The sequence below is a fragment of the Pseudomonas sp. CMR5c genome (assembly GCF_003850545.1).
Lineage (GTDB): Bacteria > Pseudomonadota > Gammaproteobacteria > Pseudomonadales > Pseudomonadaceae > Aquipseudomonas > Aquipseudomonas piscis.
Genome location: NZ_CP027705.1, coordinates 1,225,303 through 1,251,199 on the forward strand (window position 1 = coordinate 1,225,303; position 25,897 = coordinate 1,251,199).

Here is a 25,897-nt window from a genome sequence, read left to right on the forward strand (position 1 = left end):
AGCTGTAGGTTTGGCGAACTTTCCTCTCTGAGCAACGGTCACTTGAATGTCAGAAAGCTACCGGCATTTTTGTTTTCGAACCTTAATTCGAGCTATTGAGTGGTGATCTAGATGGAAAGTATCAGTCTTTTGTTGAGCGAGGCACTAAGTCCGTACCAAGTGGCCCTGACCCCTTCGGGAGCCCATGGCGAGTGCCTGGTAAGCGTGAGCGATGCCGCTGGAGCCCTGGTAGTGGAGCGTGAGGTCAACCAGGCCCAGCTCACCGACAAACGCTTGCTCACTGATGTGGTCGACGGTCTGCACCGTGACGTGCTGATCGCCGAGGGGCGCCTGGAGCCCTGTGTATTCGCGGCCTTGCGCCACGCCACCGAGGGCAAGGTCTTCGAACGTCGTACATGAATTGATTTTTACGGAACCTTCCGACAATCCCGTCAGTCAGACCCAATGCCAGCAGGAAACAGGCATTTTGCTCCGATGCTTGCAACCTGCAGGTACGGGTCTTGAAGACCACGTTTAACCCCGAGTCGTCTCCCCACTTCTCGGGGTTTCTTTTTGCCTGGCGTTTGTCAGCGGTCCGGGTGGGCCTGGAAGTAGGCATGGGCATCGGCCCGATATGCATCGCGCATGGCGGGCTCCAGCCAGGCGGCGTACAGCTCCACCAGGCGCTCTTCGCGCAGCTTGAGCAGGGCCTGGTTGATCTGGGCGATGGCTAGCCGGCCCTGGGGCGTGTCGGAGCAGCCGACATGGACATCCTGGTACTTGTCGATGCCCTGGATCGGATAGAACAGCAGTTCTTGCGGGTCGATGCCTTGCTGCACGGCCTGGTAGCGGATCTCCGGCCAGTAGCCCAGCAGCAGTTGCAGGCGTTCCAGGCGCTGCATCTGCAACAGGCTGCCCAGGGCGTCATTGCCGTAGTGGGCGTTGAGAGTGCCGGCTGGCGCTTGTTGCAGCAGGCTGTCGAGCTGCTGGCCGTAGCTGCGTTCGGCCACCATGCCCAGCCGCTGCTTGCCGCTGGCGAGCAGCGCCGGCAGATCGACCTGGCCGTCATGGATGAATGGCGCCAGGTGCTCGCGATCGGCGCGGCGGATCACCAGGCCGTTGCTCATGACCCGCAGGCTGGTGATGGAGTAGGCCACCCATTGCGCCCGCTCCTTGCTCCAGATCAGCGAGGGATCACAGGTGAAGCTGGGTTCGCGGAGCATCTGCATGCCCCGGGCGCGGTTGACCCGCATCAGTTCGTGCTGGTACTGCGGCAGCTCGGCGATCAGTTGCGGCATGAGCAGGTCGACCACCCCGCGTCCTTTCAGCTCGCCCTCGAAAATGCTCAAGGGCGGCAGGTCGCGCAGCAGCCAGGTCAGCAGCTCTGCCGTCTGGCCCGGCAGGCTGGGCAGCCAGAGCAGCAGCGCCACCAGGGGCATCGCCAGCCGCCGGCGGGAACTCGGGCGCTGGCGGGCCAGTTCAGATCGCTCCGCTGCTGCGCAGGTCGCGGATCTGCTCGGCGCTGTAGCCCAGGCCTTGCAGGATTTCGCTTGAGTGTTCGCCCAGTTGCGGTCCGACCCAGTCGGCGCTGCCCGGGGTCTGCGAAAGCTTGGGCACGATGCCGGGCATCTTGAAGGGCTTGCCGTCCGGCAGGCTGGCCTGGAGGAACATTTCCCGGGCCAGGAACTGCGGGTCGTGGAACATATCCTCGGCGCTGAAGATGCGGCTGGCCGGTACTTCGGCCTGGTTCAGCTGCTCCAGCACCTGGTCCAGGGGCAGCGAGGCGACCCAGCGATCGATCACCCCATAGAGTTCGTCGCGCCGGGTATCGCGGCCGTCGTTGCTGGCCAGGGCCGGATCGTCCGCCAGGTCCTGGCGGCCTATGAGCAGCATGAAGCGCTTGAAGATCGCATCGCCATTGGCGCCGATCTGCACATGCCGGCCGTCGGCGCTGGTATGGATGGAGGAGGGGGTGATGCCGGGCATGATATTGCCGGTACGCTCGCGGATGAAGCCGAACACGTCGAACTCGGGGACCATGCTCTCCATCATGGCGAAGATCGCCTCGTACAGCGCCACGTCCACCACCTGCCCCTGGCCGCCGTTGACTTCCCGGTGGCGCAGGGCCATCAGTGCGCCGATCACGCCCCACAGGGCGGCGATGGAATCACCGATGGAGATCCCGGTGCGCACCGGTGGCCGGTCCTCGAAGCCGGTGATGTAGCGCAGGCCGCCCATGGATTCGCCCACGGCGCCGAAACCCGGCTGGTCCTTCATCGGCCCGGTCTGGCCGAAGCCCGACAGGCGCACCATCACCAGCTTGGGGTTCAGCGCGTGCAGCACGTCCCAGCCCAGGCCGAGCTTCTCCAGCACTCCGGGGCGGAAGTTCTCGATCAGGATGTCCGCCTCGCCCAGCAGTTGCTTGAGCACTGCCAGGCCCTCGGGGTGCTTGAGGTTGAGGGTCAGGGATTTCTTGTTGCGGGCCTGCACGAACCACCACAGGGAGGTGCCCTCATACAGCTTGCGCCACTTGCGCAGCGGATCGCCGCCGTCGGGGGATTCCACCTTGACCACCTCGGCACCGAACTCGGCGCAGATGCGTGAGGCGAAGGGGCCGGCGATCAGGGTGCCGAGTTCGATCACTTTCAATCCGGCGAGGGGCTTGCTGAGACTGTTCATGAGGCATCCGCAGGGCAGGAAAATCCGCCTAGCCTAGACCATTGGTCGGCATTAAGGCAGCGCCAGGAGGTTCTGCTGGGCATTTTCCCGGCATGGGCCTTGCGCGGTTGCGCTTCTCAGCGGGCCGGCGCGCAGTGTCTAATGGCGTCCTTTTCGCAGAACAAGGTTCGGTAGGGCGGCGTTGATCGTGGCTGCAGATGTCGCAACATTTTGAATAATCTTGTTACAAATACCGATCTTAAAAATTACATGTGATGAATTGCGATCATTACATGTGATGTTTTAGTCTGTGCGCCATGGAAAACAAATCCTCAGCCCATTACCAACGTTTATTCCGCCAGCGCCTGCGTGACCAGGGCCTGGTGAAAAAGGAAGTCTGGATACTGCCGGAGAACGCCAAGGCGTTGCTGGCGGTTGAACGCCAACTGCGCCAGCCCTGCGAGGGGCTGGTTTCTGTGGAAAAGGATGGAGAAATGAGCATGCCGCAGATCTGGAATGCCCGATCGCTGTGCCAGGCCCTGGCGGCCACCGAGTTGTTCACTGGCGGTGAAGCCAACGTCGAGCTGCTCGAAGGCGCCGAGCCGAGCTTGCACGTGACCATGCGCGAATACGGCGACTTGCCGTTGTTCGTCGCCGTGTCCGGCGAGCAGATCCTGGTGGAAGCACTGCTCTGGCCGCAGAGCGAAGTCACCGACGTAGCCGCATTCAACGAGGAAGTGCTGCTCAGCCGCCAGCTCTTCCCGCTGTCGAGCATCGGCCTGGAGACAGGCCCTGGAGGCGAGCGTTTCTACATGATGTTCGGCGCCCTGAGCGCCACCTCGATCCTCTCCAATGTGCTCTACGAGATCGAAACCCTGGCCGGCAACGTGATCAGGGCCACCGAAGCCTATGAAGGCTACCTGAAGGCTCAGGCCTGACCTGGAGGAATGCACATGAACGTATGGAGCAAGCTGCTCACTGCCCTGCGCGGTGGCGCCAACGAGGCGGGCGAAGCCCTGGTGGACAGCCAGGCACTGCGGATTCTCGATCAGGAAATCCGCGACGCCGACCAGGAACTGCGCAAGTCCAAGGAGGCCCTGGCCGAGATCATGGCTCGGCAGAAGCTCGCCGCCGAGCGCGCCGATGCCACCGCGGCCAAGGTCGCCGAATACGAGAGCTATGCGCTCAAGGCCCTGGAAGCAGGCAATGAAAGCCTGGCCCAGGAAGTGGCGCAGAAGATCGCCAACCTGGAAAACGACCTGGTGGTGGAGCGCGAGCAGGCCGACGGGTTCGCCGCCAGCGTCGCCCAGTTGCGCAAGGCCGTGACCCAGGCTGAAGGCAACATTAAGCATTTGAAACAACAGGTCGATACCGTAAAGGCCACCGAAAGCGTGCAGAAGGCCCAGCAGGCCGTGGCCCAGCGTTATGGCGGCTCGCAGAGCAAGCTGCACACCGCCGTGGAGTCGCTGGAGCGAATCAAGCAGAAGCAGGCCGAGCGCGCGGCGAAAATGGAAGCCGCGGCCGAACTGGCCAGCTCCGGCAATCCGGACGATGCCCTGGATGCCAAGCTGCGCGAGGCCGGGATCGTCGCCGGCAGCACCAGTGCCGACAACGTGCTGGCGCGTTTGAAGGACCGTAGCAAGTCCTGATTCATCGTTGTGTGTCAGGGGCGGGGCCGATGGGCCTTGCCCGGCTTTTTCAGGGATAGGAAAGCAATGGAAATCTTCCTGCGGACAGTCTTGTCGTTCCCCACTGTGCTGTTCAGCTTCATGCTCTGCCTGGCAGTAATCTACTGGGCCGTGGTCGCCATGGGTTTGCTCGAGGTGGACCTCCTGGATTTCGAGGCCGACTCGCTGCTCGACGGCGCCCACAGCGCCGAAGGCCTGGCCGGGCTGCTGATCAAGTTCAAGCTCAATGGCGTACCGGTCACCCTGGTGCTGACCTTGCTGATGTTCTTCAGCTGGTTCCTGACGTATTTCACCGAACTCTACATTTTCAGCCAGCTGCCCCTGGGTTGGCTGCGCTATCCCCTGGGCCTGCTGCTGGCGGTGCTCGCACTGTTCCTGGCGGCGCCCCTCAGTGCGGCGATCTGCGCTCCGTTGCGCCCGCTGTTTCACAAGATGGAAGCCACCAGCAGCAAGTCGGTGCTGGGGCAGACTGCCGTAGTGCGCAGTGGCCGGGTCACCCTGGAGCATGGCGAAGCCGTGCTCGAGGATGGTGGCGCGGGGCTGATCCTGCGGGTGCGTGCCGATGAGGCGCGGGCATTCAAACGCGGCGACCGAGTCGTGTTGCTGGAGTATCTGGAGGCGCAACACGCCTATCGGGTCATTACCGAGGACGAGTTTCGCGGCCTCTGAGCCCGGACTCCCTCAGAATCAAAGGAGATTGATTGCATGAACTTACCGTCGCTGCTGCCCATCCTGCTCGGGCTCGGCCTTGTCGTCCTGGTGGTCTTTGGCCTGCTGGCCCTGTTCAAGGCCTTCTACATCAAGGTCCCCCAGGGCACTGCCCTGATCGTCAACGACATGTCTTCCACGCCCAAGGTGCATTTCACCGGTGCCCTGGTGTACCCGGTGATCCACCTCAAGGAATTCATGCGTATCTCGCTGATCACCCTGGAGGTCGATCGTCGGGCCAAGGACGGGCTGATCTGCCGCGACAACATGCGTGCCGACATCACCGTGGCCTTCTACCTGCGGGTCAACGAAACCCAGGAAGACGTGCTCAAGGTGGCCAAGGCCATCGGCGTCGACCGTGCCTCCGATCGTGCGGCGGTCAATGAGCTGTTCAACGCCAAGTTCTCCGAAGCCCTGAAGACCGTGGGCAAGCAGTTCGACTTCGTCCAGCTGTTCGAGAACCGCCAGGACTTCCGCGATCGGATCATCGAGATCATCGGCAACGACCTCAACGGTTATGTGCTTGAAGACGTGGCCATCGACTACCTGGAGCAAACCGCCAAGCATTCCCTGGACCCGAGCAACATCCTCGACGCCGAGGGTATCCGCAAGATCACCGAGCTGACCGCGACCCAGAACGTCATCACCAACGAGCTGGAGCGCAACCAGGAGCTGGCGATCCAGAAGAAGAACGTCGAGACCCGCGAGGCATCCCTGGCCCTGGAGCGCCAGCAGGCCGATGCCGAGGCCCGGCAGAAGCGCGAGATCGAGACCATTCGTGCCCGCGAGGAAGCCGAGACCGCCAAGGTCAAGGAAGAAGAGCGACTGAAGGCCGAGCAGGCGCGGATCCAGTCCCAGCAGGAAATCGACGTGCGCACCGAGAATCACCAGCGCGAAGTCGAAGTGGCCCAGCAGAACCGCCAGCGTGCCGTGGTCATCGAGGTGGAGAAAGTCACCCGCGCCAAGGACCTGGAAGTGGTGGCCCGCGAGCGCGAAGTGGAGTTGCAGCGCATCGAGAAGGAAAAGGCCCTGGAAGAACAGCGCAAGAACATCGCCACGGTGATCCGCGAGCGTGTGGCGGTCGAGAAGACCGTGGCCCAGGAAGAAGAGCGCATCAAGGAAGTGCGTGAAGTGTCCGAGGCCGAGCGCGCCAAGCAGGTGGTGGTGATCCAGGCCCAGGCCGAAGCCGAGCAGGACCTGGTGCGCCAGGTCAAGCAGGCCGAAGCCGACGAAACCCGCTCCAAGCACAAGGCGGTGGAAATCAACAACCTGGCCCAGGCCGAGCTGGAAGCCGCGGCCAAGCAGGCCGAGGCCAAGAAACGCCTGGCCGAGGGCCTGGAAGCCGAGCGTGCAGCGCCTGGCCTGGCCGATGCGCGGGTGCTGGAAGTCTCTGCTGCAGCCCAGGAGAAAGAAGGCCTGGCCCTGGCCCGGGTACGTGCCGAGCAGTTGATCGCCGAGGCCCGTGGCGACCAGGAAAAAGGCCTGGCCGACGCTCGGGTGCTGGAAGCCCAGGCTGCCGCCAAGGAAAAAGACGGCCTGGCCGACGCCAAGGTCCTGGAAGAGAAACTCGGTGCCCAGGCACGCGGCGAGGAACAGCTGGGCGCGGCCAAGGCCAAGGCCACCAAGGACCTGGGTTCGGCCGAAGCCGAAGTGCTGCTGCAGCGCCTGAACGCCGAGGCCGAAGGCCTGGGCAAGAAGTTCGGTGCCCTGGATGCCCTCAGCGACAGCGCTCGCCAGCACGAAGAGTTCCGCATGCAACTGGAGAAGAACTTCGAGGAAGCGATGGCCGCCATCGCCGCCAACAAGGACATCGCCAAGGAGCAGGCCGAAGTGCTGTCCGCGGCGCTCAGCAAGGCCAAGATCGAGATCGTCGGAGGCGAGGGCGACTTCTTCAACTCCTTCGCCAAGTCGCTGTCGGTGGGCAAGGCCATCGAGGGCGTGGTGGGCAAGAGCCCGGTGGTCCAGGACGTCCTGGCACGCCTGCTCAACGGCAAGACCGCACCGGCCGTAGCCGCCGAGCTGGCTGCCGCCGCCGCGCGCAAGGTCGAGGCACCCTCTGCCGAAGCCTGAAATACCTGAACTCACCTGCTGATGCACCGGTAGCCGCTGTCTTGGGCAGCGGCTACCGGGTGGGCTCCAGGGGTTGAGTCCGGGTACCGGGAGCCAGGTTCCAGGCTCCCGCTTTTTTTGCACACCGCCGTAGATCCAGGAAGGCCACGATGTCGGACGCTCAAGTCGCAACTCCCCCGCAGGACGTATTGGACAAGGCTGTCGCCGAAGGCGGCGCCTATGAGGTGCTGCAAAAGCGCCTGCAGGACCAGGGCCAACGCCTGCGCGCCACCACGGACAGTCTCAACCAGAAGCGTCTGGACGAGTTCGGCAACAGCCGCATGGAAGTGGTCGGGCGGGTGCGCATCCGCACCGAGAACAACTGCATCGCCCGGGACATCGTCCAGGTCGGCGACTGCCTGTTGTTCGGCTACAACGTGTTCATGGGCCTGAAGAAGGAAACCAGCGTCGCCGACGTGTTTTCCCTGTACCGGCTGGTGGAGGAGGGCGAGGGCTACGAAGCCGAGTCCGTGCCCCTGGACGGCAGTTTCCTGGGAGCCCAGGGCTTCCTCAACGATTTCAACGAGCTGTACACCTATTACAAGAACACCCGCCTGCTGCAGTTGGCGATTCGCGATGGCAAGCTCCTGGCCAGTTTCCAGATCGGCGAGCGAGTCACCGATGTGCGGGTGTTCCGCTGGTCGATCTCGGCGGACGGCCGGGACGTGCGCTACATCGACAACCGTGGTGAACGGGATATCGCCTTGCCGGCGCCCTTCGATTTCGAATGGAAGAAGGCCACCCGCGAGATGGTGGTCGAGGGCCGTTTCCCGCACCTGAATATCCTCGACACGGTGTTCGTCGAAACCATCGGCGGCGACCTGACCATCAAGGTCGAGAACAATACCGAGTCGGGCCTGGGCATCTACCGCGAAGAGGTGCTGGACAAGACCCAGTCCCTGGACGACTCGCAGATCGAGTTCGCCCGCCTGGGCAGCCTGATCCTGCTCAAGGTCCTGCCGTATCGCGAGGAGCAGTGGCGCTACCTGGTGTTCAACAGCCTGACCCGCCAGGTGGAGCGCATCGACGCCATGGGCCTGGCCTGCGTCCAGCTACCGGAGGACCACGGGATCATCTTCCCCGGTGGCTACTACCTGCAAAGCGGCGAGTACAAGACCTTCGAGCAGTCCATGGAAGGCATGCGCTTCAAGCGCTCGGTCCGTTCGCCCAACGGTGAAGATGTGCAGTACATCTTCTACCACCCGGAGCAGGGGCGCTCGGTACTGCTGACCTACAACATGATCAACCGCCAGCTGCAGAACCCGCTGTTCGGCCATGGTTATGCGCGTCTGGAAGACGGGCGTATGGTGATCTTCGCCGCCGAGGGCGACGAGCCGACCCGGGTCCACCCGATGCAGGTCTGGCAGACCCCGTTCTTCACCGAGGAATACGCCGCGCGGCAACCGGCCCGCAGCGGCTTCCTGGGGCGCATCGGCAATGCCGAGCTGGTGCGCAGCGTTTCCGATCTCTATGACCTGTGCCGCGAGATCGACACCCCGGCGGTCTCGGTCCAGCGCTACTCGCTGCTGTGCCAGAACACCCGGCGCCTGTTCGATGTGTACCACTGGCTGGGCAGCGCCGAGCTCGATGGCCTGGCGCCGTTGCTGCGCGAAGTGGCCGCCACCTCGGAGCTGGTGCTGGATGAATACGAGAAGGTCGAGAGCATCCGGCTCCAGTCGGAGCAGGCCATGGTGGCCGCCGAGGCCAAGCAGAAAGCCCTGCTCGATGGCTTGCTGGTGGACAGTTGGGACCAGGTGCAGAGCTTCGTCGATGCCCTGAACGGCATCACCGCCCAGCGCGGCCTGCTGCTGACCATCCGCGACTATCGCTACATCGACGTGGTCCGCATCGACGCCATGGAGGCCGAGCTGCTCAAGGCCCAGGAGCGTACCGCCGCTGGCACCGCGACCTTCCTGGCCAGCGAGCAGGCCCTGCTGCCCTTGGTCAGCCAGCTGGAAAACCTCGATGCCCAGGCCCAGAAGGCCGAGACCGTGGCCCAGCTCGGCGAGCCCCTGGGTGCCCTGCAAGCCATGGCCGGCGACCTGGACATGCTCTCCAGCCTGATGGCTTCGCTGCAGATCGACGATGCCACCCAGCGCACCCGGATCATCGAATCCATCTCGCAGATCTACGCCCGGCTGAACCAGGCCAAGGCCCGCGCCGAACAGCGGCGCAAGGGCCTGGGCTCGACCGAGACCGTGGCGCAGTTCGGCGCCCAGTTCAAACTCTTCAGCCAGGGCATCACCAATGCCCTGGCCCAGGCCCAGGACCCCGAGCGTTGCGACGAGCAACTGTCACGGTTGCTGGTGCAACTGGAGGAGCTGGAAAGCCGCTTCGGCGACCATGAGCAGTTCCTCGGCGACATCCTCGGCAAGCGCGAGGAGTTGCTGGAGACCTTCGAGGCCCATAAGCAGTCGCTGCTCGATGAGCGCCAGCGCAAGGCCCAGGGCCTGCTGGACGCGGCGCGGCGGATTCTCGACAGCCTGGGGCGGCGCACTGCCCGCTTCACCCAGGCCGAGGAGCTCAATGCGTTCTTCGCCGCCGACCCGCTGATCCTCAAGCTGCGGGAGTTGGCCGAGCGCCTGCGCGAGCTCAAGGACAGCGTCAAGGCCGATGACGTCGAGGCGCGCCTCAAGGGCGCCCGGGACCAGGCCGTGCGCGCCCTGCGGGACAAGACCGAGTTGTTCGAGGAAGGCGGCAATGTCATCAAGCTGGGGCCGCGCCATCGTTTCAGCGTCAACACCCAGGAGCTGGACCTGACGCTGATGCCTCGGGGCGACGAGCTCTACCTGCACCTGACCGGCACCGATTTCCTCGAGCCCCTGCAAGACCCCGAGCTGGAAGCCCTGCGCGACTTCTGGCAGGTGGCCCTGGAGTCGGAATCGCCACAGCTGTATCGCGCCGAGTACCTGGCCGGACAGGTGCTGGACGCAGCGGACCGTGGCCAGGAAGGCCTGAGCCTGGAAAACCTCAAGCCACTGCTGGCCCACCCTGAGGAACTGGCCCGGGTGATCCGCGACTTCGCGGCGCCACGCTACAAGGAAGGCTACGAGAAGGGCATCCACGACCACGACGCGGCGGCGATCCTCCTGCAATTGCTGCCCCTGCGCGACAGTGCCGGACTGTTGGCCTATGGCCCGGCGGCCCGGGCCTTTGCCGCACTCTACTGGGACCGCCAGCAGGCCGAGCCGCAACCCCGGCAATGGGTGGAGCGTGCCCGTACCAGCCGGCACATCCAGCAGCTGTTCGGTCGGCGCGAGGGGTTGCTGCAATTGCAGGCGGAAATCCTCGTGGCCCTCGAAGGCTGGCACCGGATGCAGGGCTTCGCCGTGGCCACCGAGCTGTTGCCCGAGGCCGCCGAATACCTGGTACAGGAGCTGGCTGCGGACCGTGTGGAGTTCACCTTCAGCAAGTACGCCCGGCAATTGCAGGAGGCCCTGGCCCTGCGCCTGCAAGGCGCGCGGATGTGGGACGACTACCAGCAGGCCCTGGCGCGCCTGGCCGAGCGCCCCGCAGCGCAGTGGGCGTTGACCGGCAACTGGCTGGCGGCCTTGTGCGCCGAGGGCGAGTTCGCCCCGCTGGCCGGCTACGTGCCCGAGGCCGTGGCGCTGTCGCTGCTGGGCGAAGGCTGCGCCCGACGGCTCACCGAGGTCGACCTGCGTTTCACCGTGGACAACCTGATGGGCGAGCACCCACGCATCGAGGAGCGCAGCCTGGCGCTGACGGTGGACGGTTTCTTCGCCCGCCTGCGCGCTCATCGCGAAACCTTCCTGCCAGGCCTGCAGCGTTACCAGAACCTGCGCCAGGGCATCGTCGTTCGTGAGCGTTCGGCCCTGCGCTTGAGCGAGTTCAAGCCACGGCCACTGAGCTCGTTCGTGCGCAACAAGCTGATCAACGACGTCTACCTGGGCTTCATCGGTGACAACCTGGCCAAGCAGATGGGCACCGTGGGCGAGAACAAGCGCACCGACCTGATGGGCCTGTTGATGCTGATTTCGCCTCCGGGCTACGGCAAGACCACCCTGATGGAGTACGTGGCCCACCGCCTGGGGCTGATCTTCATGAAGATCAACGGCCCGGCCCTGGGCCACCAGGTGCGCTCCCTGGACCCGGCCCAGGCGCCGGACGCCACTTCGCGCCAGGAGCTGGAGAAGCTCAACCTGGCCCTGGAGATGGGCAACAACGTGATGCTCTATGTCGACGACATCCAGCACACCCATCCTGAGTTCCTGCAGAAATTCATCTCGCTGTGCGACGGCACCCGGCGCATCGAAGGCGTATGGAAGGGCGGGACCAAGACCTACGACATGCGCGGCAAGAAGTTCTGCGTGGTGATGTCGGGTAACCCGTATACCGAGTCCGGCGAGGTGTTCAAGATCCCCGACATGCTGGCCAACCGGGCCGACATCTATAACCTCGGCGACACCCTGGGCGGCATGCAGGAGGCCTTCTCCCTGAGCTACATCGAGAACGGCCTGACCTCCAACCCGGTGCTGGCGCCGCTGGCCACCCGCGACATGGCCGACGTCTACCGTTTCGTCGCCAAGGCCGAGGGCAAGGCCTTCTCCAGCAACGAGCTGAGCCACAGCTACAGCGGTGCCGAGATCAACGAGATCACCACCACCCTGCAACGCCTGATGCAGGTGCGCGACGTGGTGCTGCGGGTCAACCAGCAGTACATCGCCAGCGCCGCCCAGGCCGACCAGTACCGCACCGAGCCGCCGTTCAAGCTGCAAGGCAGCTACCGCAACATGAACAAGATGGCGGAGAAGATCTCGGCGGTGATGAACGATGCCGAACTCCTGCAACTGATCGCCGACCACTACCAGGGCGAATCCCAGCTGCTGACCACCGGCGCCGAGGAGAACCTGCTCAAGCTCGCCGAGCTGCGCGGCAACCAGACCCCCGAGCAGGGCGAGCGCTGGACGCAGATCAAGCGCGACTTCGTGCGCAACCGCTCCATGGGCGGCAGCGACAGCGATGTCGGCACCCGCGTGGTGGCCCAGCTCAACGACCTGGTGGATGGGGTTCGTGGCCTGGCTCGGCCCACGGAGCAGCACAGGGTGCGCGAGGTGCTGGAGAGCCTCTCCGAGCAGTTGCAGAGCAGCTTCCTGCCGCTGGTCCAGGTGATGCACAAGAAGATCGATGTCGACCTGCATAGCCATCAGCGTATCGGCGATATCGCCCAGCGCCTCGATGAGCTGAGCCGCATGCTCAGCAATGGTGAAGTACCGACGCTCAAGGACCCTCAACCCTAGCCTGCCCAGCCACCGGCTCGCTGGTGGCGGCCCAAGGAAAACGACATGGATTTCGCCCATCTGGACCGGCAACTGCGCGACAGCCTGCTGGACTTGAAACTGAGCAACGAGGAGCGCGACGAGCTGCGCCAGCTGGGCAGCGAGCTCAGCGCCGACCAGGTGCGCTACTTGCGCAATCGTGCCTTCGACCTGGTGCGCGAGCTGAGCCTGGCGGACAGCGCCAACGTGCTGCCGGCCCTGAAATGGCTGGAGCAGGTGGTCAAGACCCTGGATATCAGCGTCGCGCCGGTACGTGACATGGCCAGCGCCCACTTCAGCCCCGGCGAGGATTGCCGGCGCAAGATCCGCGAGCTGTGCCGCCAGGCCCGCAGCTCGGTGGATATCTGCGTGTTCACCATTTCCGATGACCAACTGAGCGACGAGATTCGCGCCTGCCACCAGCGCGGCGTGGCGGTGCGGGTGATCAGCGACAGTGAAAAGCAGTTCGATGTCGGCAGCGATATCGCCGCGCTACGGGAGGCCGGAGTGCCGGTGCGGATCGACGACACGCCGTTCCACATGCATCACAAGTTCGCCCTGTTCGATGGTCGCACCTTGCTCAATGGCAGTTTCAACTGGACCCGCAGCGCCACCACCGGCAATGAGGAAAACCTGCTGGTGATCGACCACCCGCAACTGGTGGCCAGCTACCTCAAGGAGTTCAACGAGCTCTGGGAGCGCTACGCGCCTCGTTGAAGGCGCGCAGCGGGAGCTTGTCGGTCAGCTCGTCTGGGAGGGGCGCCAGGCCAACCCGCTGGAAAACCGCTCCATCAACTGTTGCTGGAGTTCGCTGGCCCGCTCCGGGGAGCGCTGGTGCAGCTCCTCAAGGGCTTGATACAAGCGTGACAGGGGCTTCTTGTCGCTGAGCAGGGTGCTCAGGTTCAGGGCCTCGATGGCTTCGGCAAAGCGCTGGTGCTCGATGTGGTTGAGCAGCAGGTCTTCTTCCAGGGTCCGGCTACCGGCCTCCAGGGCGTTCAGGCGGTCTTGCAGGGCTTGGGCCTGCTGCACCTCGTCGATATCCAGGTAGGCGCTGGCGATATCCTCCAGGTAGAAGGTCTTATCCATCTCGTCCAGCTCCGGCAGGCTGTCGCTGTCCAGCAGCTCCAGGGCCTGTTCCAGCAAGATCCTGGCCTGTGGGGTCTGGCCCAGGGCGTGCAGCAGGCTGGTCTGTTCGCGAAGGCAGAGCAGTTGCTGCTCGCCTTCTTGCTGCTGGCGCAGCTTGTGCATTTCCTCCAGGCCGCTACGCACCAACCAGCTGTCCCGGCGATGGGCCGGCAGGCGGCTTTGGATCTGCAACTGCGTCTGCAGGGCCTGCATGCGCATGCCGCTCCAGAAGTCGTGGTCGTCCCGGTAGCCATCGATCTGTTGCAGGGCCTTGGCCAGCAAGGATTCGCTCCATTGCGGTTGTGCAGCATGGTGCTGCTCGCAGAGAGTGAGCATCAGTCCCGGATGCTGGCTCGGCTCTGTCTCCAGGGTCTGGAGCATGGTTTCGGCTTCGGCCATCCGGCCTTGGGCGGCCAGATGGTTCAACAGGGTCAGCAGCAGGCCATGACGATGCAGGTCCGGGACGCTATCCAGCAGGCGCACGGCATCGTCGATCGACGGCCGGGCCAGGGCCAGGTCCATCAGTTCGCTGTACGTGGTGTAGTAGAGGTCGTCGCCCAGTGCCGCCAACAGGCCGAGGGCCGAGTCCAGTTGGCCGGCACCGATCAGCGCGGCGATTGCCTGGGCCTGCTCTTCTGCGGGCAATGCTGCGGCCCGGGTGAGGATCGAGTCGAACCGGCCTTGGGCCGCACACGCATCGAACAGGCTGCGCAGTACGCTCTGGCGATAACTTTCATCGGACTCCGTGAACGCCGTCCAGGCCTGTTCGAGGCTGGCCAGTGCGGCATCCTGCTGGCCGGCCTGATGCAGCAAGCGAGCGAGCACCAGCAGGTTGCCGACGCTCTGGCGTTCGTGAGCGGCAGGCTGTCGTGGATCGCTCAGTTCCTGGAGCAGTACCAGGGCCTGGTCTTGTTCGCCACGGGCCTGGAGTATCTGGGCTTGCAGCAGCGGCCAGCTGGGCAGGGACTCCTCCCAGGCATCCAACAGTTCCAGGCACGCCTGGGTCTGGCCAGTGTCGAGCAGTGTTTCGACCAGGGTATTGAGGGCGTATTCCTGGGCGTGAGGCGGCAGTTGCTCGTATACCTTCCGGGCCTGGGCTTTTTCTCCTGCCAGATAGAGTTCGCTGGTCACCAGTTGCAAGGCCAGTAGCTGGGCCTCGCCAGGCAGGCGTTCTGCCAGTTTCAGCGCCAGCAGCGGTTCGGCCTTGCTCAGCAGCAGGGTCTGGCTGATCTGGGCGCTGATCTCGCCAGTTTCTGGCAGGCCTTGGTTGTATTTCGCGAGTTTCTGGCGGGTGTACAAGATCAGTGCGATGAACATCAGCACGATGACAAGCAGGGTGACAAAGAGGGTCATGGACTTCCTTTTCTACTGGGCTACGGCTCTGGCGCGGAGCGCGCCTGCCGACTCGCGGGGGGTTATAAAGCCGTGGGGCGGGCCTGGCAACCGACTTTACCCAGGCCGCGCATCTGGGTGAGCGGCGCCCTGGAGCCGGGCAACGGGCCAGCGGTCGGGCAGGGCGGCGGGTTTCGGGTTAGACTTGCCGCCTTTTCGCATACTCAAGAAGCCCGCACATGGCCCAGCCGTCCACCACCTACAAATTCGAACTGAACCTGACCGACCTCGACCGCGGGGTCTACGAAAGCGTCAAGCAGACCATCGCCCGCCACCCTTCGGAAACCGAAGAGCGCATGACCGTGCGCCTGTTGGCCTATGCCTTCTGGTACAACGAGCAGCTGTCGTTCGGGCGCGGCCTGTCGGATGTGGATGAGCCGGCGCTGTGGGAAAAGAGCCTGGATGACCGCGTGCTGCACTGGATCGAAGTCGGCCAGCCGGACGCCGAGCGCCTGACCTGGTGCTCGCGTCGTACCGAGCGCACCAGCCTCCTGGCCTACGGCAGCCTGCGGGTCTGGCAGACCCGGGTGGTGGACGCGGTGAAGAACCTGAAGAACCTCAACATCGCCGGTGTGCCCCAGGACGTGCTGGAGACCCTGGCCAAGGACATGCCACGGGTGATCAAGTGGGACGTGATGATCAGCGAAGGCACCATCTTCGTCACCGACGATCGCGGCCAGCATGAAGTGCAGTTGGAGTGGCTATTGGGCGATCGCGGCTAACAGACCGTTGAAAAACTATCTGCGTTGCCATCGCTGCGTTAAAAACAAGCTGGTGCGCCAGCCCGGTCAAAATGCTCATTTACCACTCGTAAACTGTGCTTTTTCGCCTGTTTTTGCCTTGCGCTGGCTGCCTCGTCTACGTTTTTCAACGGCCTGCTAAGCCTTCGTCCCCGTTCCTGATCGATCCACCGTATCCAAGAGAAGCTGTCGTTAGCCCATGCGTATCGAACCCCGTGAGTTGCCCGCCGTCCTGCCCTTTCTCGGCGACCTGCCGCCGTTGCTGACCCGTCTCTACGCCGCCCGAGGCGTGCAGACGGTGGATGAGCTGGACAAGAGCCTGGCACGGCTGATCCCGTTCCAGCAGCTCAAGGGCATCGATGCCGCGGTGGACCTGCTGGTGACCGCCCTGGACCTGCGCCAGCGCATCCTCATCGTCGGCGACTTCGACGCCGACGGCGCTACCGCCAGTACCGTCGGCTTGCTGGGCCTGCGCCTGCTGGGCGCGGCCCATGTCGACTACCTGGTGCCCAACCGCTTCGAGTACGGCTATGGCCTGACTCCGGAAATCGTCGCGGTGGCCCTGCAGCGCCAGCCGCAGTTGCTGATCACCGTGGACAACGGCATCTCCAGCGTCGATGGCGTGGCCGCGGCCAAGGCCGCGGGCTTGCAGGTATTGGTCACCGACCACCACTTGCCGGGCCCGGAACTGCCTGCGGCGGACGCCATCGTCAACCCCAACCAGCCGGGCTGCGAGTTTCCCAGCAAGGCCCTGGCCGGGGTCGGGGTGATCTTCTATGTGCTGATGGCGCTGCGCGCGCGGCTGCGCAGCCTGGGCCGCTACGAGAGCCGGCCGCAGCCGAATATCGGCGAGCTGCTGGACCTGGTGGCCCTGGGTAGCGTGGCGGACGTGGTGCCGCTGGATGCCAACAACCGCATCCTGGTGCACCAGGGCCTGGAGCGGATTCGCGCCGGTCGCGCCCGGCCGGGGCTCAAGGCGATCCTGGAAGTGGCCAAGCGCGACCATTCACGCATCACCTCCACCGACCTGGGGTTCATCCTCGGGCCTCGGCTGAACGCCGCCGGGCGCTTGGACGACATGAGCCTGGGTATCGAGTGCCTGCTCAGCGACGATGCGTCGGCGGCGCGGGCCATGGCCGCCCAGCTCGATGAGCTGAACCAGGACCGCAAGTCCATCGAGCAGGGCATGCAGCGTGAAGCCCTGGCCCAGCTCAAGGAGCTGCCGGTGGAATCGATGCCGTTCGGCCTGTGCCTGTTCGATGCCGACTGGCACCAGGGGGTGATCGGGATCCTCGCCTCGCGCCTGAAGGAGCGTTACCACCGGCCAACCATCGCTTTTGCCGACGCTGGCGACGGCATGCTCAAGGGCTCTGCACGTTCGGTGCCGGGGTTCCATATCCGTGATGCCCTGGACGCGGTGGCCGCCCGTCATCCACAACTGATCAGCAAGTTCGGTGGCCACGCCATGGCCGCCGGCCTGTCGCTGCCGGAGCAGAACTTCCCGGCCTTCGCCGAGGCTTTCGATGATGAGGTGCGGCGCCAGCTCAACGAGGAAGACCTCACCGGGCGCCTGCTGTCGGACGGTACCCTGGCCGTGGAGGAATTCCACCTGGAACTGGCCCGCGCCCTGCGCCACGCCGGACCCTGGGGCCAGCACTTCCCCGAGCCGATGTTCCATGGGGTGTTCGAGCTGGTGGAGCAGCGCATCGTCGGCGAACGCCACCTGAAGGTGGTGCTGCGCAGTGAATGCGGTTCGCTGAAGCTGGACGGCATCGCCTTCGGCATCGATCGCGAAGTCTGGCCCAACCCGACCATTCGCTGGGTGGAGCTGGCCTACAAGCTCGACCTCAACGAGTTCCGTGGCCAGGAAACCGTGCAACTGATGATCGCCCACATCGAGCCCCGCTGACGCACCTGTAGCCACTGCCGAGCCTGCGACCGGTCGCGCAGCGGTCGCACAAGCCCGCTGTGCGGTCATGCGCAGCCTGCGGCAGTGGCTAGATGGAGCACTGCCTGGGGTATTCGCTCGGCGAGCGATCAGGAACCCTGCTTCGGCCAATGTTGTCGACTAGTCTGTTAGGACTGTCTGATTGGCCTTGTGACGTTTTGTCCTTTTCTCTTCCCGCGGGGGCGGGCGCTTCAACTTCGCAGTCACTCGTCGACCGTTCAAACAGATCCCTGGAGCCTGACCACTGACCGAGAGGTGCCCCATGAGTCTGCTGCTTGAACCCTATACCCTGCGTCAACTGACCTTGATCAACCGCATTGCCGTGTCGCCCATGTGCCAGTACTCGTCGGTGGACGGGCTGGCCAATGACTGGCATCTGGTGCACTTGGGCAGCCGTGCCGTGGGCGGCGCCGGGCTGATCTTCACCGAGGCCACGGCGGTCACCGCCGACGGCCGGATCACCGCCCAGGACCTGGGGCTGTGGAACGACGACCAGATCGAACCCTTGCGCCGCATCACCCGTTTCATCAGTGCCCAGGGCGCCGTCGCCGGCATCCAGCTGGCCCACGCCGGGCGCAAGGCCAGCACCCACCGGCCCTGGCTCGGCAAGTCCGGCAGCGTCAAGCCCGAGGACGGGGGCTGGGTGCCGGTAGGGCCGTCGCGGATCGCCTTCGACCCGCAGCACACGCCACCGGCGCCACTGGACGAGCAACAGATCGCCGACGTCGTCCAGGCCTTCGTCGCCGCTGCCAAGCGGGCCCTGGAGGCCGGCTTCAAGGTGGTGGAAGTGCACGCCGCCCACGGCTATCTGCTGCACCAGTTTCTTTCGCCCCTGAGCAACCAGCGCCAGGACAGCTACGGTGGTTCGTTCGAGAACCGCATCCGCCTGGTACTGGAGGTGACCGAGGCGGTGCGCCAGGTCTGGCCGCAGGAGCTGCCGCTGTTCGTGCGGGTCTCGGCCACCGATTGGGTGGAAGACGGCTGGAACCCCGACGAAACCGTGGAACTGGCCAGGCGCCTCAAGGACCTGGGAGTGGACCTGATCGACGTGTCGTCCGGCGGTACGGCGGCCAATGCCGAGATCCCCACCGGCCCCGGCTACCAGACGCGCTTCGCCGAGCGGGTGCGCAAGGAGTCGGGAATCGCCACCGGCACCGTGGGCATGATCACCGAGCCGGCCCAGGCCGAGCACATCCTGCGTACCTGCCAGGCGGACATCATCCTGCTGGCCCGGGAGCTGCTGCGCGATCCCTACTGGCCGCTGCATGCCGACGACGACCTGGGCGGGCGCAACGCCACCTGGCCGGCGCAGTACCAGCGGGCGACCCACAGGGACCAGCCGATCCACGAATCGGACCTGCGGGACTGACCGTTTGCAGGCAAGAAAAACCGGCCAGTCAAGGAGGTTGTAGAGGGCATCTCACCGGTAGAGTATCAAGGGTACTTGCGTTTCTCCGGGGCCGGCGGGAAGTACTGGTACAGCCAGGTCTCGCTCAGGGTGCGGTCGTTGGTGCGGATGAACAGCCGCAGTTCCACCGGGTCCACGCTGTCGTTGGTGGGGTACCAGTCGAAGAGGATGCGGTAGCCCTTGATCTCGTCCAGCACCAGTACGCTGAAGTCCTTGACCTGGCCGTTGGAGGCGGTGACCACCGGCTCGATGCCGGTGCCCGCCGGCAGGCGATCGAGGCCGCCGCCGGTGAAGTCCACGGCGAAGCGCCGCGCCCAGACAGGCGGATAGTGTTCGCCCGGAGCCCACCCCTCGACGAAGCCGCCCATGCCCGAACGGGTGGCGTGGACCCGCGCCAGGGGCGTGCCCACCGGTGGCAGGGCGCTCCAGTAGAGCTTGTAGCCGTAGTTCAGCGAGTCGCCGGCGGCCACCGGTTTCTTCGGCGTCCAGAAGGCCACGATGTTGTCCATGGTCTCGCCGGTGGTGGGGATCTCCAAGAGGTCGACGCTGCCCTCGCCCCAGGCGGTGGTGGGTTCGACCCACAGGCTCGGGCGACGGCTGTACCAGTCCACGGTGTCCTGGTAACTGGCAAAGTCATGGTCGGTCTGCACCAGGCCGAAGCCTTTCGGGTCCTTGTCGGCGAAGGCGTTGAATTGCAGGGTCGCCGGGTTGTTCAACGGCCGGCAGATCCATTCGCCGTTGCCGCGCCACATGGCCAGGCGGTCGGAGTCGTGGATCTGCGGGTGGATGGTGTCGCACATGCGGCGCTCGTGGGTGCCGCAGCTGAACATGCTGGTCATCGGTGCGATGCCCAGTTGCTCGATGGCGGTACGCGCATTGACGTGGGCGTCGACTTCCATCACCACGCGCTCGGCCTGGCAGTCGATGTCGAAGCGATAGGCGCCGGTGGCGCTCGGCGAGTCCAGCAGGGCATAGACCACGAAGCGGGTGCTGTCCTTGTCCGGGGTCTCGAACCAGAACTGGGTGAAGTCGGGGAATTCCTCGCGATGCTTGGCGTAGGTATCGATGGCCAGGCCCCGGGCCGAGAGGCCGTACTGGCCGGTGGCGTCCACGGCGCGGAAGTAGCTGGCGCCGAGGAACGACACCACGTCGTGTTTATCCAGCTCCGGCGCCTTGAACAGCTTGAACCCGGCGAAACCCAGGTCGCCCTTGAGCTGCGCGGTGTCGACGCGGGTGTTCTGGTAGTTGAACAGCGGCGGACGGAAGTGCACCTCCCGCGACAGGCGGGTTTTGGGGTCGACGCTGTGCATGCGCACCGGCTGGCGAAAGCCCATGCCGACATGGAAGAACTGCACATCCAGCTGGCCGTTGAGCTCATTCCACAGCGAATGCTTGGCGTCGTACTGGATAGCGTTGAAGTCCTGCGGGGTCATCTGCGCCAAGGTCGGCGGCAGCACCTGCTTGGTGTCCACGTACTGCTTGGCGGCCAGCTGCCTGGCCTGGGTCTTGAGGCGCTCGAAGTCGAATGCCTGTGCCTCGCCATCGGCGGCACCGGTACCGGCCCAGGCTCGGGCTGCCAGCAGGCCACTGGCCGACAGGCCGGTATAGGCCGCCAGGGCCATGGACGCTTTGAGGAGATTCCTACGATGCATGGTTAAGCCTTGTACAGGGAAAGATCCGCAGCCGTTCTTGGCCGCTCGGGGGATCGCGTGGATGAGGTCCGGCCAAGCCGTTGGCCGAACCCGTCTGACCTTAAACAGATGCTGCGTAGAATAATCGGTTCGCCCGGGGCAGAAAAATGATTAGCTTGTGTCCATAGGTAACGACTTAACCAGCCCTAGGAAATTGCCCCATGCTGCGCCTGCGACCACTTGTCGAAGACGATATCGCCCTGCTCAAGACCATCGACCGCGCCGAGCTCATCGACGAGTTTTACCGCCTGCAGGATGGGGGGCTGGTGCGTTATGCCCAGCATGAAGTGGTGACCGGGTGGCCAGCCGGGGAAGCCGAGCATGACGAAGTGATCTTGCAGCAGTGTTACCAGCGCGGCGGCTGGCTGCACGGGGTCTTCGACGACACCCGGTTGGTGGCGGCGGCGGTGGTGGATTGCCTGCCGATCGCCAACGCCGGGCTGGACCTGCGCCAACTGAAGTTCTTGCATGTGAGCCAGGGCTGGCGCGGTCATGGCCTGGGCCGGCAGTTGTTCGCCCTGGCCCGGAAGCAGGCCCTGGCCATGGGCGGCCAGGGCCTGTACGTGTCGGCCACGCCGTCGCGGCATACGGTGGATTTCTACCAGGGCCTGGGTTGCCAGTTGCTGGACGTCCCGGACCCGGAGCTGTTGCGCCTGGAGCCCGAGGACATTCACCTGTACCTGCGCCTGGCCTAGGCCTGGCGGGGTTTGCTCCAGTTTGGCCAGGCGCCGATGGTCACCGCGCGCAGCAGCCATTCGCAAGGGCCGTACTGGTGGTGGCGCAGCCACAGGGCACTGAGTTGCATCTGCACCAGGTAGATGGCGATCACCACCAGCGGCAAGGCCAGCGGTGGCAAATGGTTGACCAGCCCCAGCCCGTAACCGGTGAACAGCAGGCAAAGGATCAGCGATTGCAACAGGTAGTTGCTCAGGGACATGCGCCCCAGGGGCGCCAGGTGCCGGCACAGGCGCTGGCCCAGGGGTGAGTCGAAGGCCTTGAGCAGCAGCATGGCGTAGCTGGCCGAGAGCAGCGGCGCAGTCAACTGGCTGAGGCCATAGCCGATCAATTCCAGGCCACCACCGGGGGCATAGGCGGCCCAGTAGCCATAGAGCATGGCGCCGCCCAGGCCCAGGGGCAGGGTGCACGCCAGCAGCCATGGCAGCCGGGACGCAAAGCGATAGGGCGCCACCAGCAGTTCCTTGCGCCCGGCCACGTAGCCCAGCAGGAACATCGCCAGGGTGCTGGGCCCTTGCAGCAACCACAGGGCCGAGGCGGTGTCCAGCAGGTGCGAAGCGTTGTAGACCAGGGTCTCCAGCGCAGTGCCGCCCAAGGCCAGGTCCTTGAGCAGCGATTCGCCGTCGGCCTTGCCGGTGTAGAGGCCGATCTCCAGCAGTTCGCCCCCCAATAGCAGGAACATCAGCGTGCTGGCGATGACCAGCAGCAGCGCCAGTACCGCCGCCGACTTGGCCGATAGTCCGCGCAGCGCCAGCAGGATCAACCCGAGCAAGGCATACAGCGAGAGGATCTCGCCATAGAACAGCAGCGCGCCGTGCACCAGGCCGATGACCAGCAGGGCCAGTTGCCGGCGCAACATGCGCGGCACGAAGGACGCCCCCGAACGTTCGGCGGAGCTCATCTGCAAGGTGAAGCTGTAGCCGAACAGGAAGGAGAACAGCAGGTAGAACTTGGCCTCGAAGAAGACCGACACCAGCCAGCGCACCAAGTGATCGAGGGCGCTGGAGTAGGCCGGGTTGCTGGTCGGCGAAGCGTAGTAGGGGTCGGCGAAGGACCAGATGTTCACCGCCAGGATGCCCAGCAGGGCGAATCCACGCAGGGCGTCCACATGTTGCAGGCGGGGCGGTGCCAGGTTCTGGGGTTGGGCCATGTTCAATCTCCCTGCAGCAGGTGTAGGGCCAGTTGCCTCAAGACCGGAGCCTGGGCCTGGGGCGAGAACTGCGGGTCGACGGCAATGCGGGTGAACAGCCCGTCGATCAGCGCGGCCAGCCAGGTGGCGGCCTGCTCGGGGCACAGTTGGGGCCGGGTCAGGCCTTGTGCGCTGGCCTGGCGTACCAGCGCCGCCAGGCCGTCGCGCAGCACCAGGTCGTTGTGCCGTGCGTGCCATGCGATGTCCAGGTCGCGATGGCTGAGGGCGGCGATTTCCAGTGCCAGGCCGGTGTAGTGCGGATCTTCGGCCAGCTGGCAGACATGCTGGAGAAACCCCAGCAGGGCCGAGAGCGGTGCCTGTTCCAGCAGCAGCTGGTCCATGGCCTGCTGGATTTCCTGGCCTTCACGGGTGATCAACGCCAATAGCAGCGCTTGCTTGCTGGGAAAGTAGTGAAACAGGTTGCCGGCACTCATATCGGCCCGCAGGCAGATGTCCGCGGTGCGGGTGGCGGCATAGCCGCTTTCGGCGAAACAGCGGGCGGCGGCATCGAGCAGGGCGTTGCACCGGGCTTCGCGTTGCGCAAGGTTGGCAGGACGCATCCAATGGCCTTTTAGTTAATTGAGCAGTCACTCAATTAACTCAGGCACGCAGGATCCGGGCAATGTAATTCTTGTTAAAAAGCGTCAATGAGGGTCGACACCGGCATCGGCCTGATCCCGGTTTCGAAGTCGTTCAGCCTTGCTGCCGCGCCGGTTCCGGCAGGCACTGGACTGGCTGCTTGGGCAGTTGGCCCTGGCTGGTGCTCCAGGTCAGGGGCGAGAGGCTGGGCAGGTAGTCGCGTTGCAGCGCTTGCTGGTAGCAGGCCACGGCCCGGTCCGGGTCCCTGGTGCCCCAGCGTCCGCTGGCCAGTGCGCTGCCGAGGGTGTTGTAGAGCACGCCTGCATCCAGCTTGCGCAGTGCCTGCATGACTACCGCTTCGGCCTTGACCGGGTCCTGGCAGCCTTCTTCCGGGCCATTGGCGTGCGGGTCGCAGTAGTACATGGACAGCATCAAGGCGGCCTCGGCGTCGCTCTGGGCGTAGGGCAGCAGCAACTCCTCCGGCTCCCCTGGCTTGAGTTCCGGGGCCATGCCCGAGTATCCCAGGCTCACCGCTTGTACTGCGGCATTGGCCGAACCGTGGCGGGCGGCATCCAGCAAGATGCGCTGGCCCAGTTCGAAGAAATAAGCGGTCAGCGGATACTGCTCGCGGGCACCGTAGTCCAGGAACAGCTCGGCCTTGCGTACCTGGCGCTGGACCTCGGTCTCGCCGGGCGTCGCCTTCTGGTCCAGCAGGTCGCCCATGGACCATTGCTCCACCCGGACCAGTTGCCAGCAGCTGTCCTTCTCGAACACGAAGGCCTGGACCACATCGCCCTGGGCGTCGTGCACGACCAGGGTCTCGCCTTCCCAGAAGGTTTGCAGGCCGCTCCAGGCCTGGGCCTGGGGGGCGAGCAGGGTCAGTTGCGGACGCTCGGCGCCTTCGCGCTTGTGTCGGGTGGTGATTGCCCGGCCCCGTTCGTCATAGACCACGCGTTGCTCGACCATGGGCGAGCGGCTGAACGCTTGCTGCAGCTCGGGGCTGCTGGCAAAGGCCTGGGCGAAAGTCGACAGGTCCGCGGATGGGCACGCCACCGGTTCGGCGCGAAGGCCTTGGGCAGCGCAGGCGAGCACCAGGCCCAGGGTGGCCAGGCTGTATTTGTGCTCAAGCATGGGCCAGCTCCAGGCGCTCGAAGCGTTGGCACAGCCTTTGGGTCAGCCAGATGGCCAGCAGCGGTGGCACTGAGCTCAGGAAGCAGTAGACGTAGCCGCGTATCGGGTTCTCGGGAAACAGCGCCCAGATATTGAACAGCACCAGGGCGGCCACCAGGCCCAGCTTGAACTTCCGGCCGGGCAGCAAGGCCAGCAGGGCGCTGACCAGGATCAGCAGGAAGAACGAGAATTGCGCCATCGGCTCCACCACCGCCGGGTTGACCAGTTTGCGGTACAACGGGATGCCCCAGGCATGGGCCAGGTAGAACAGCAGTACCGGCAGCGAGTGGACCGCCAGGCCGAGGCCGATGCGTACGACCTGGTCGCGGTTGCCCTGGTCGTGGTTCAGGCGGCGGGCTCGCTGGCGGTCCAGCGAGGTCTTGATGGGGGTATGACGAGACATGGCACGTCCTTACTGCCGGAGGTGTCTGGGAGGGCCGTTCAAGGGCACCAAAGGTTCATGGCGGCGGATAGTGCCGTAACTCCAGGCGCTAATCCAGCGCGGCAAAGCGCTGCTGGCAAGAGCTGGCGTACGCAACATCCAGAAGCATTATCGCCCCCAGGACCCGGGCACTTCTCTCTAGGCTTGCAACCTTAGGTGTCGACGTGCACTCGTTTTTCTTGGGAGGTGGCAGATGAATACCCGTGGCTTGCTCGACCAACTCTTGAAGTCGGGCCAGGAGCTTTTGCAGAACAAGGCGGGGGCGAGCCCGCAAGCCAAGCCCCAGGGCGATCCGGTGGGCCTGGGCGCCTTGCTTGGCGGCAAGACCGGCAACCTGGGCGGCTTGCTTTCCGGGGCTGGTGGCGGTGCGCTGGCCGCTGGGGCCATGGGCTTGTTGTTGGGCAACAAGAAGGCCCGCAACTTCGGCGGCAAGGCGCTGGCTTATGGTGGCCTGGCCGCGCTCGGGGTGCTGGCCTACAAGGCCTACGGCAACTGGCAGGCGCAACAGGCTGGCGCACCGGGCAATGAGCCGCAGACCCTCGATCGCCTGCCGGCGCAGCAAGCCGAACAGCACAGCCAGGCGATCCTCAAGGCTCTGGTGGCGGCGGCCAAGGCCGACGGCCATGTGGATGAGCGCGAGCGGACGCTGATCGAAGGCGAGTTCAGCAAGCTGGACGACGATCCGCAGTTGCAGCGCTGGCTGCACGCTGAACTGAACAAACCGCTGGACCCGGCGGATGTGGCCCGGGCCGCCAGTACCCCGGAAATGGCCGCCGAGATGTACCTGGCCAGCCTGCTGTTGGTGGATGACCAGCACTTCATGGAAAAGGCCTACCTGGAGGAGCTGGCGCGCCAACTGCAGTTGGCACCGGGGCTCAAGGCCGAGCTGGAGCGACAGGCGCACCAAGGCGTGGCCTGAGGCAGCGAACGGCCAGGGATGGCGGTTCTGCCTGGGGAATTTGCCGAAATGCCCGATCAGGGCGGATGGGGCTGCGCAATGCCGCTATCCAGAGCGGCTGAACCCATTGAGCAAAAGTCCTGCCTGTGTCGTTAAACCACC

Annotated in this window: 20 protein-coding genes; 12 read left to right on the forward strand and 8 right to left on the reverse strand. The window is 64.8% G+C overall.

Features of this window, described 5'->3' with window-relative positions:
* Positions 1 to 111 precede the first annotated feature (111 nt).
* Positions 112 to 399: a DUF3509 domain-containing protein gene (locus C4K40_RS05590; RefSeq protein ID WP_053134369.1), complete on the forward strand. Its 288-nt coding sequence runs from the start codon at positions 112 to 114 to the stop codon at positions 397 to 399.
* A gap of 167 nt (positions 400 to 566) precedes the next feature.
* Here the strand turns inward: C4K40_RS05590 and C4K40_RS05595 are convergent, their stop codons facing one another.
* Together C4K40_RS05595 and C4K40_RS05600 are read right to left on the reverse strand one after the other, a co-directional pair.
* On the reverse strand, positions 567 to 1,418 hold the full coding sequence (locus C4K40_RS05595) for a TIGR02285 family protein (protein ID WP_022642512.1): 852 nt from the start codon (positions 1,416 to 1,418) through the stop codon (positions 567 to 569).
* 40 nt (positions 1,419 to 1,458) lie between these two features.
* Positions 1,459 to 2,658, reverse strand: coding sequence for a CaiB/BaiF CoA-transferase family protein (locus C4K40_RS05600; protein WP_031320958.1), 1,200 nt, complete (start codon positions 2,656 to 2,658; stop codon positions 1,459 to 1,461).
* Between the two features lie 296 nt (positions 2,659 to 2,954).
* Here C4K40_RS05600 and C4K40_RS05605 point away from each other — a divergent pair, with 296 nt between their 5' ends.
* From C4K40_RS05605 to C4K40_RS05630, 6 genes are all read left to right on the forward strand, one after another.
* Entirely contained in the window at positions 2,955 to 3,575 is a 621-nt protein-coding gene (locus C4K40_RS05605) for a YjfI family protein (protein ID WP_022642514.1), read from the forward strand.
* A gap of 15 nt (positions 3,576 to 3,590) precedes the next feature.
* Positions 3,591 to 4,286 carry a PspA/IM30 family protein gene (locus tag C4K40_RS05610; protein ID WP_022642515.1) on the forward strand — a complete coding sequence of 232 codons (696 nt, stop codon included), beginning with the start codon at positions 3,591 to 3,593 and terminating at the stop codon, positions 4,284 to 4,286.
* 66 nt (positions 4,287 to 4,352) lie between these two features.
* A complete protein-coding gene (locus tag C4K40_RS05615) occupies positions 4,353 to 4,994 on the forward strand; it encodes an OB-fold-containig protein (RefSeq protein ID WP_053134372.1) in 642 nt (213 codons plus the stop codon).
* A 36-nt stretch (positions 4,995 to 5,030) separates the two neighbouring features.
* Positions 5,031 to 7,103, forward strand: coding sequence for a flotillin family protein (locus tag C4K40_RS05620; protein WP_022642517.1), 2,073 nt, complete (start codon positions 5,031 to 5,033; stop codon positions 7,101 to 7,103).
* Positions 7,104 to 7,252: 149 nt separating this feature from the next.
* Positions 7,253 to 12,400 (forward strand): DNA repair ATPase, encoded by a 5,148-nt coding sequence (locus C4K40_RS05625; RefSeq protein WP_053134375.1) that lies wholly within the window; start codon positions 7,253 to 7,255, stop codon positions 12,398 to 12,400.
* A gap of 45 nt (positions 12,401 to 12,445) precedes the next feature.
* A complete protein-coding gene (locus C4K40_RS05630; RefSeq protein ID WP_053134380.1) occupies positions 12,446 to 13,135 on the forward strand; it encodes a phospholipase D-like domain-containing protein in 690 nt (229 codons plus the stop codon).
* Positions 13,136 to 13,159: 24 nt separating this feature from the next.
* Here C4K40_RS05630 and C4K40_RS05635 read toward each other — a convergent pair whose 3' ends face one another.
* Positions 13,160 to 14,896: a hypothetical protein gene (locus C4K40_RS05635; RefSeq protein ID WP_053134383.1), complete on the reverse strand. Its 1,737-nt coding sequence runs from the start codon at positions 14,894 to 14,896 to the stop codon at positions 13,160 to 13,162.
* Positions 14,897 to 15,114: 218 nt separating this feature from the next.
* Between C4K40_RS05635 and C4K40_RS05640 the strand changes: the two genes are divergently transcribed.
* The 3 genes from C4K40_RS05640 to C4K40_RS05650 all read left to right on the forward strand — a co-directional run bounded on the left by C4K40_RS05640 (position 15,115) and on the right by C4K40_RS05650 (position 18,992).
* Positions 15,115 to 15,657, forward strand: coding sequence for a YaeQ family protein (locus tag C4K40_RS05640; protein ID WP_022642523.1), 543 nt, complete (start codon positions 15,115 to 15,117; stop codon positions 15,655 to 15,657).
* A gap of 217 nt (positions 15,658 to 15,874) precedes the next feature.
* Positions 15,875 to 17,584 carry a single-stranded-DNA-specific exonuclease RecJ gene (gene recJ / locus C4K40_RS05645; RefSeq protein ID WP_022642524.1) on the forward strand — a complete coding sequence of 570 codons (1,710 nt, stop codon included), beginning with the start codon at positions 15,875 to 15,877 and terminating at the stop codon, positions 17,582 to 17,584.
* 301 nt (positions 17,585 to 17,885) lie between these two features.
* The gene (locus C4K40_RS05650) at positions 17,886 to 18,992 is read left to right on the forward strand and encodes an NADH:flavin oxidoreductase/NADH oxidase (RefSeq protein WP_053134386.1); all 1,107 of its coding nucleotides are present in this window, start codon (positions 17,886 to 17,888) and stop codon (positions 18,990 to 18,992) included.
* 65 nt (positions 18,993 to 19,057) lie between these two features.
* On the opposite strand, the gene C4K40_RS05655 is transcribed toward C4K40_RS05650, so the two are convergent.
* The gene (locus C4K40_RS05655) at positions 19,058 to 20,683 is read right to left on the reverse strand and encodes a glucan biosynthesis protein D (protein WP_031320959.1); all 1,626 of its coding nucleotides are present in this window, start codon (positions 20,681 to 20,683) and stop codon (positions 19,058 to 19,060) included.
* A gap of 200 nt (positions 20,684 to 20,883) precedes the next feature.
* Here C4K40_RS05655 and C4K40_RS05660 point away from each other — a divergent pair, with 200 nt between their 5' ends.
* Positions 20,884 to 21,417, forward strand: coding sequence for a GNAT family N-acetyltransferase (locus tag C4K40_RS05660; RefSeq protein WP_053134388.1), 534 nt, complete (start codon positions 20,884 to 20,886; stop codon positions 21,415 to 21,417).
* Here C4K40_RS05660 and C4K40_RS05665 read toward each other — a convergent pair.
* The 4 genes from C4K40_RS05665 to C4K40_RS05680 all read right to left on the reverse strand — a co-directional run bounded on the left by C4K40_RS05665 (position 21,414) and on the right by C4K40_RS05680 (position 24,798).
* Positions 21,414 to 22,607 carry a DUF418 domain-containing protein gene (locus C4K40_RS05665; RefSeq protein ID WP_053134391.1) on the reverse strand — a complete coding sequence of 398 codons (1,194 nt, stop codon included), beginning with the start codon at positions 22,605 to 22,607 and terminating at the stop codon, positions 21,414 to 21,416. The genes C4K40_RS05660 and C4K40_RS05665 overlap by 4 nt on opposite strands.
* 2 nt (positions 22,608 to 22,609) lie before the next feature.
* A complete protein-coding gene (locus tag C4K40_RS05670; RefSeq protein WP_022642529.1) occupies positions 22,610 to 23,206 on the reverse strand; it encodes a TetR/AcrR family transcriptional regulator in 597 nt (198 codons plus the stop codon).
* 133 nt (positions 23,207 to 23,339) lie between these two features.
* A complete protein-coding gene (locus tag C4K40_RS05675) occupies positions 23,340 to 24,356 on the reverse strand; it encodes a hypothetical protein (RefSeq protein ID WP_053134394.1) in 1,017 nt (338 codons plus the stop codon).
* Positions 24,349 to 24,798, reverse strand: a complete 450-nt coding sequence (locus C4K40_RS05680; RefSeq protein WP_022642531.1) for a hypothetical protein — start codon at positions 24,796 to 24,798, stop codon at positions 24,349 to 24,351. Before C4K40_RS05680 ends, C4K40_RS05675 begins: the two co-directional genes overlap by 8 nt.
* Before the next feature lie 232 nt (positions 24,799 to 25,030).
* On the opposite strand from C4K40_RS05680, the gene C4K40_RS05685 reads away from it, so the two are divergent.
* Positions 25,031 to 25,756: a tellurite resistance TerB family protein gene (locus tag C4K40_RS05685; RefSeq protein ID WP_022642532.1), complete on the forward strand. Its 726-nt coding sequence runs from the start codon at positions 25,031 to 25,033 to the stop codon at positions 25,754 to 25,756.
* Positions 25,757 to 25,897 lie beyond the last annotated feature (141 nt).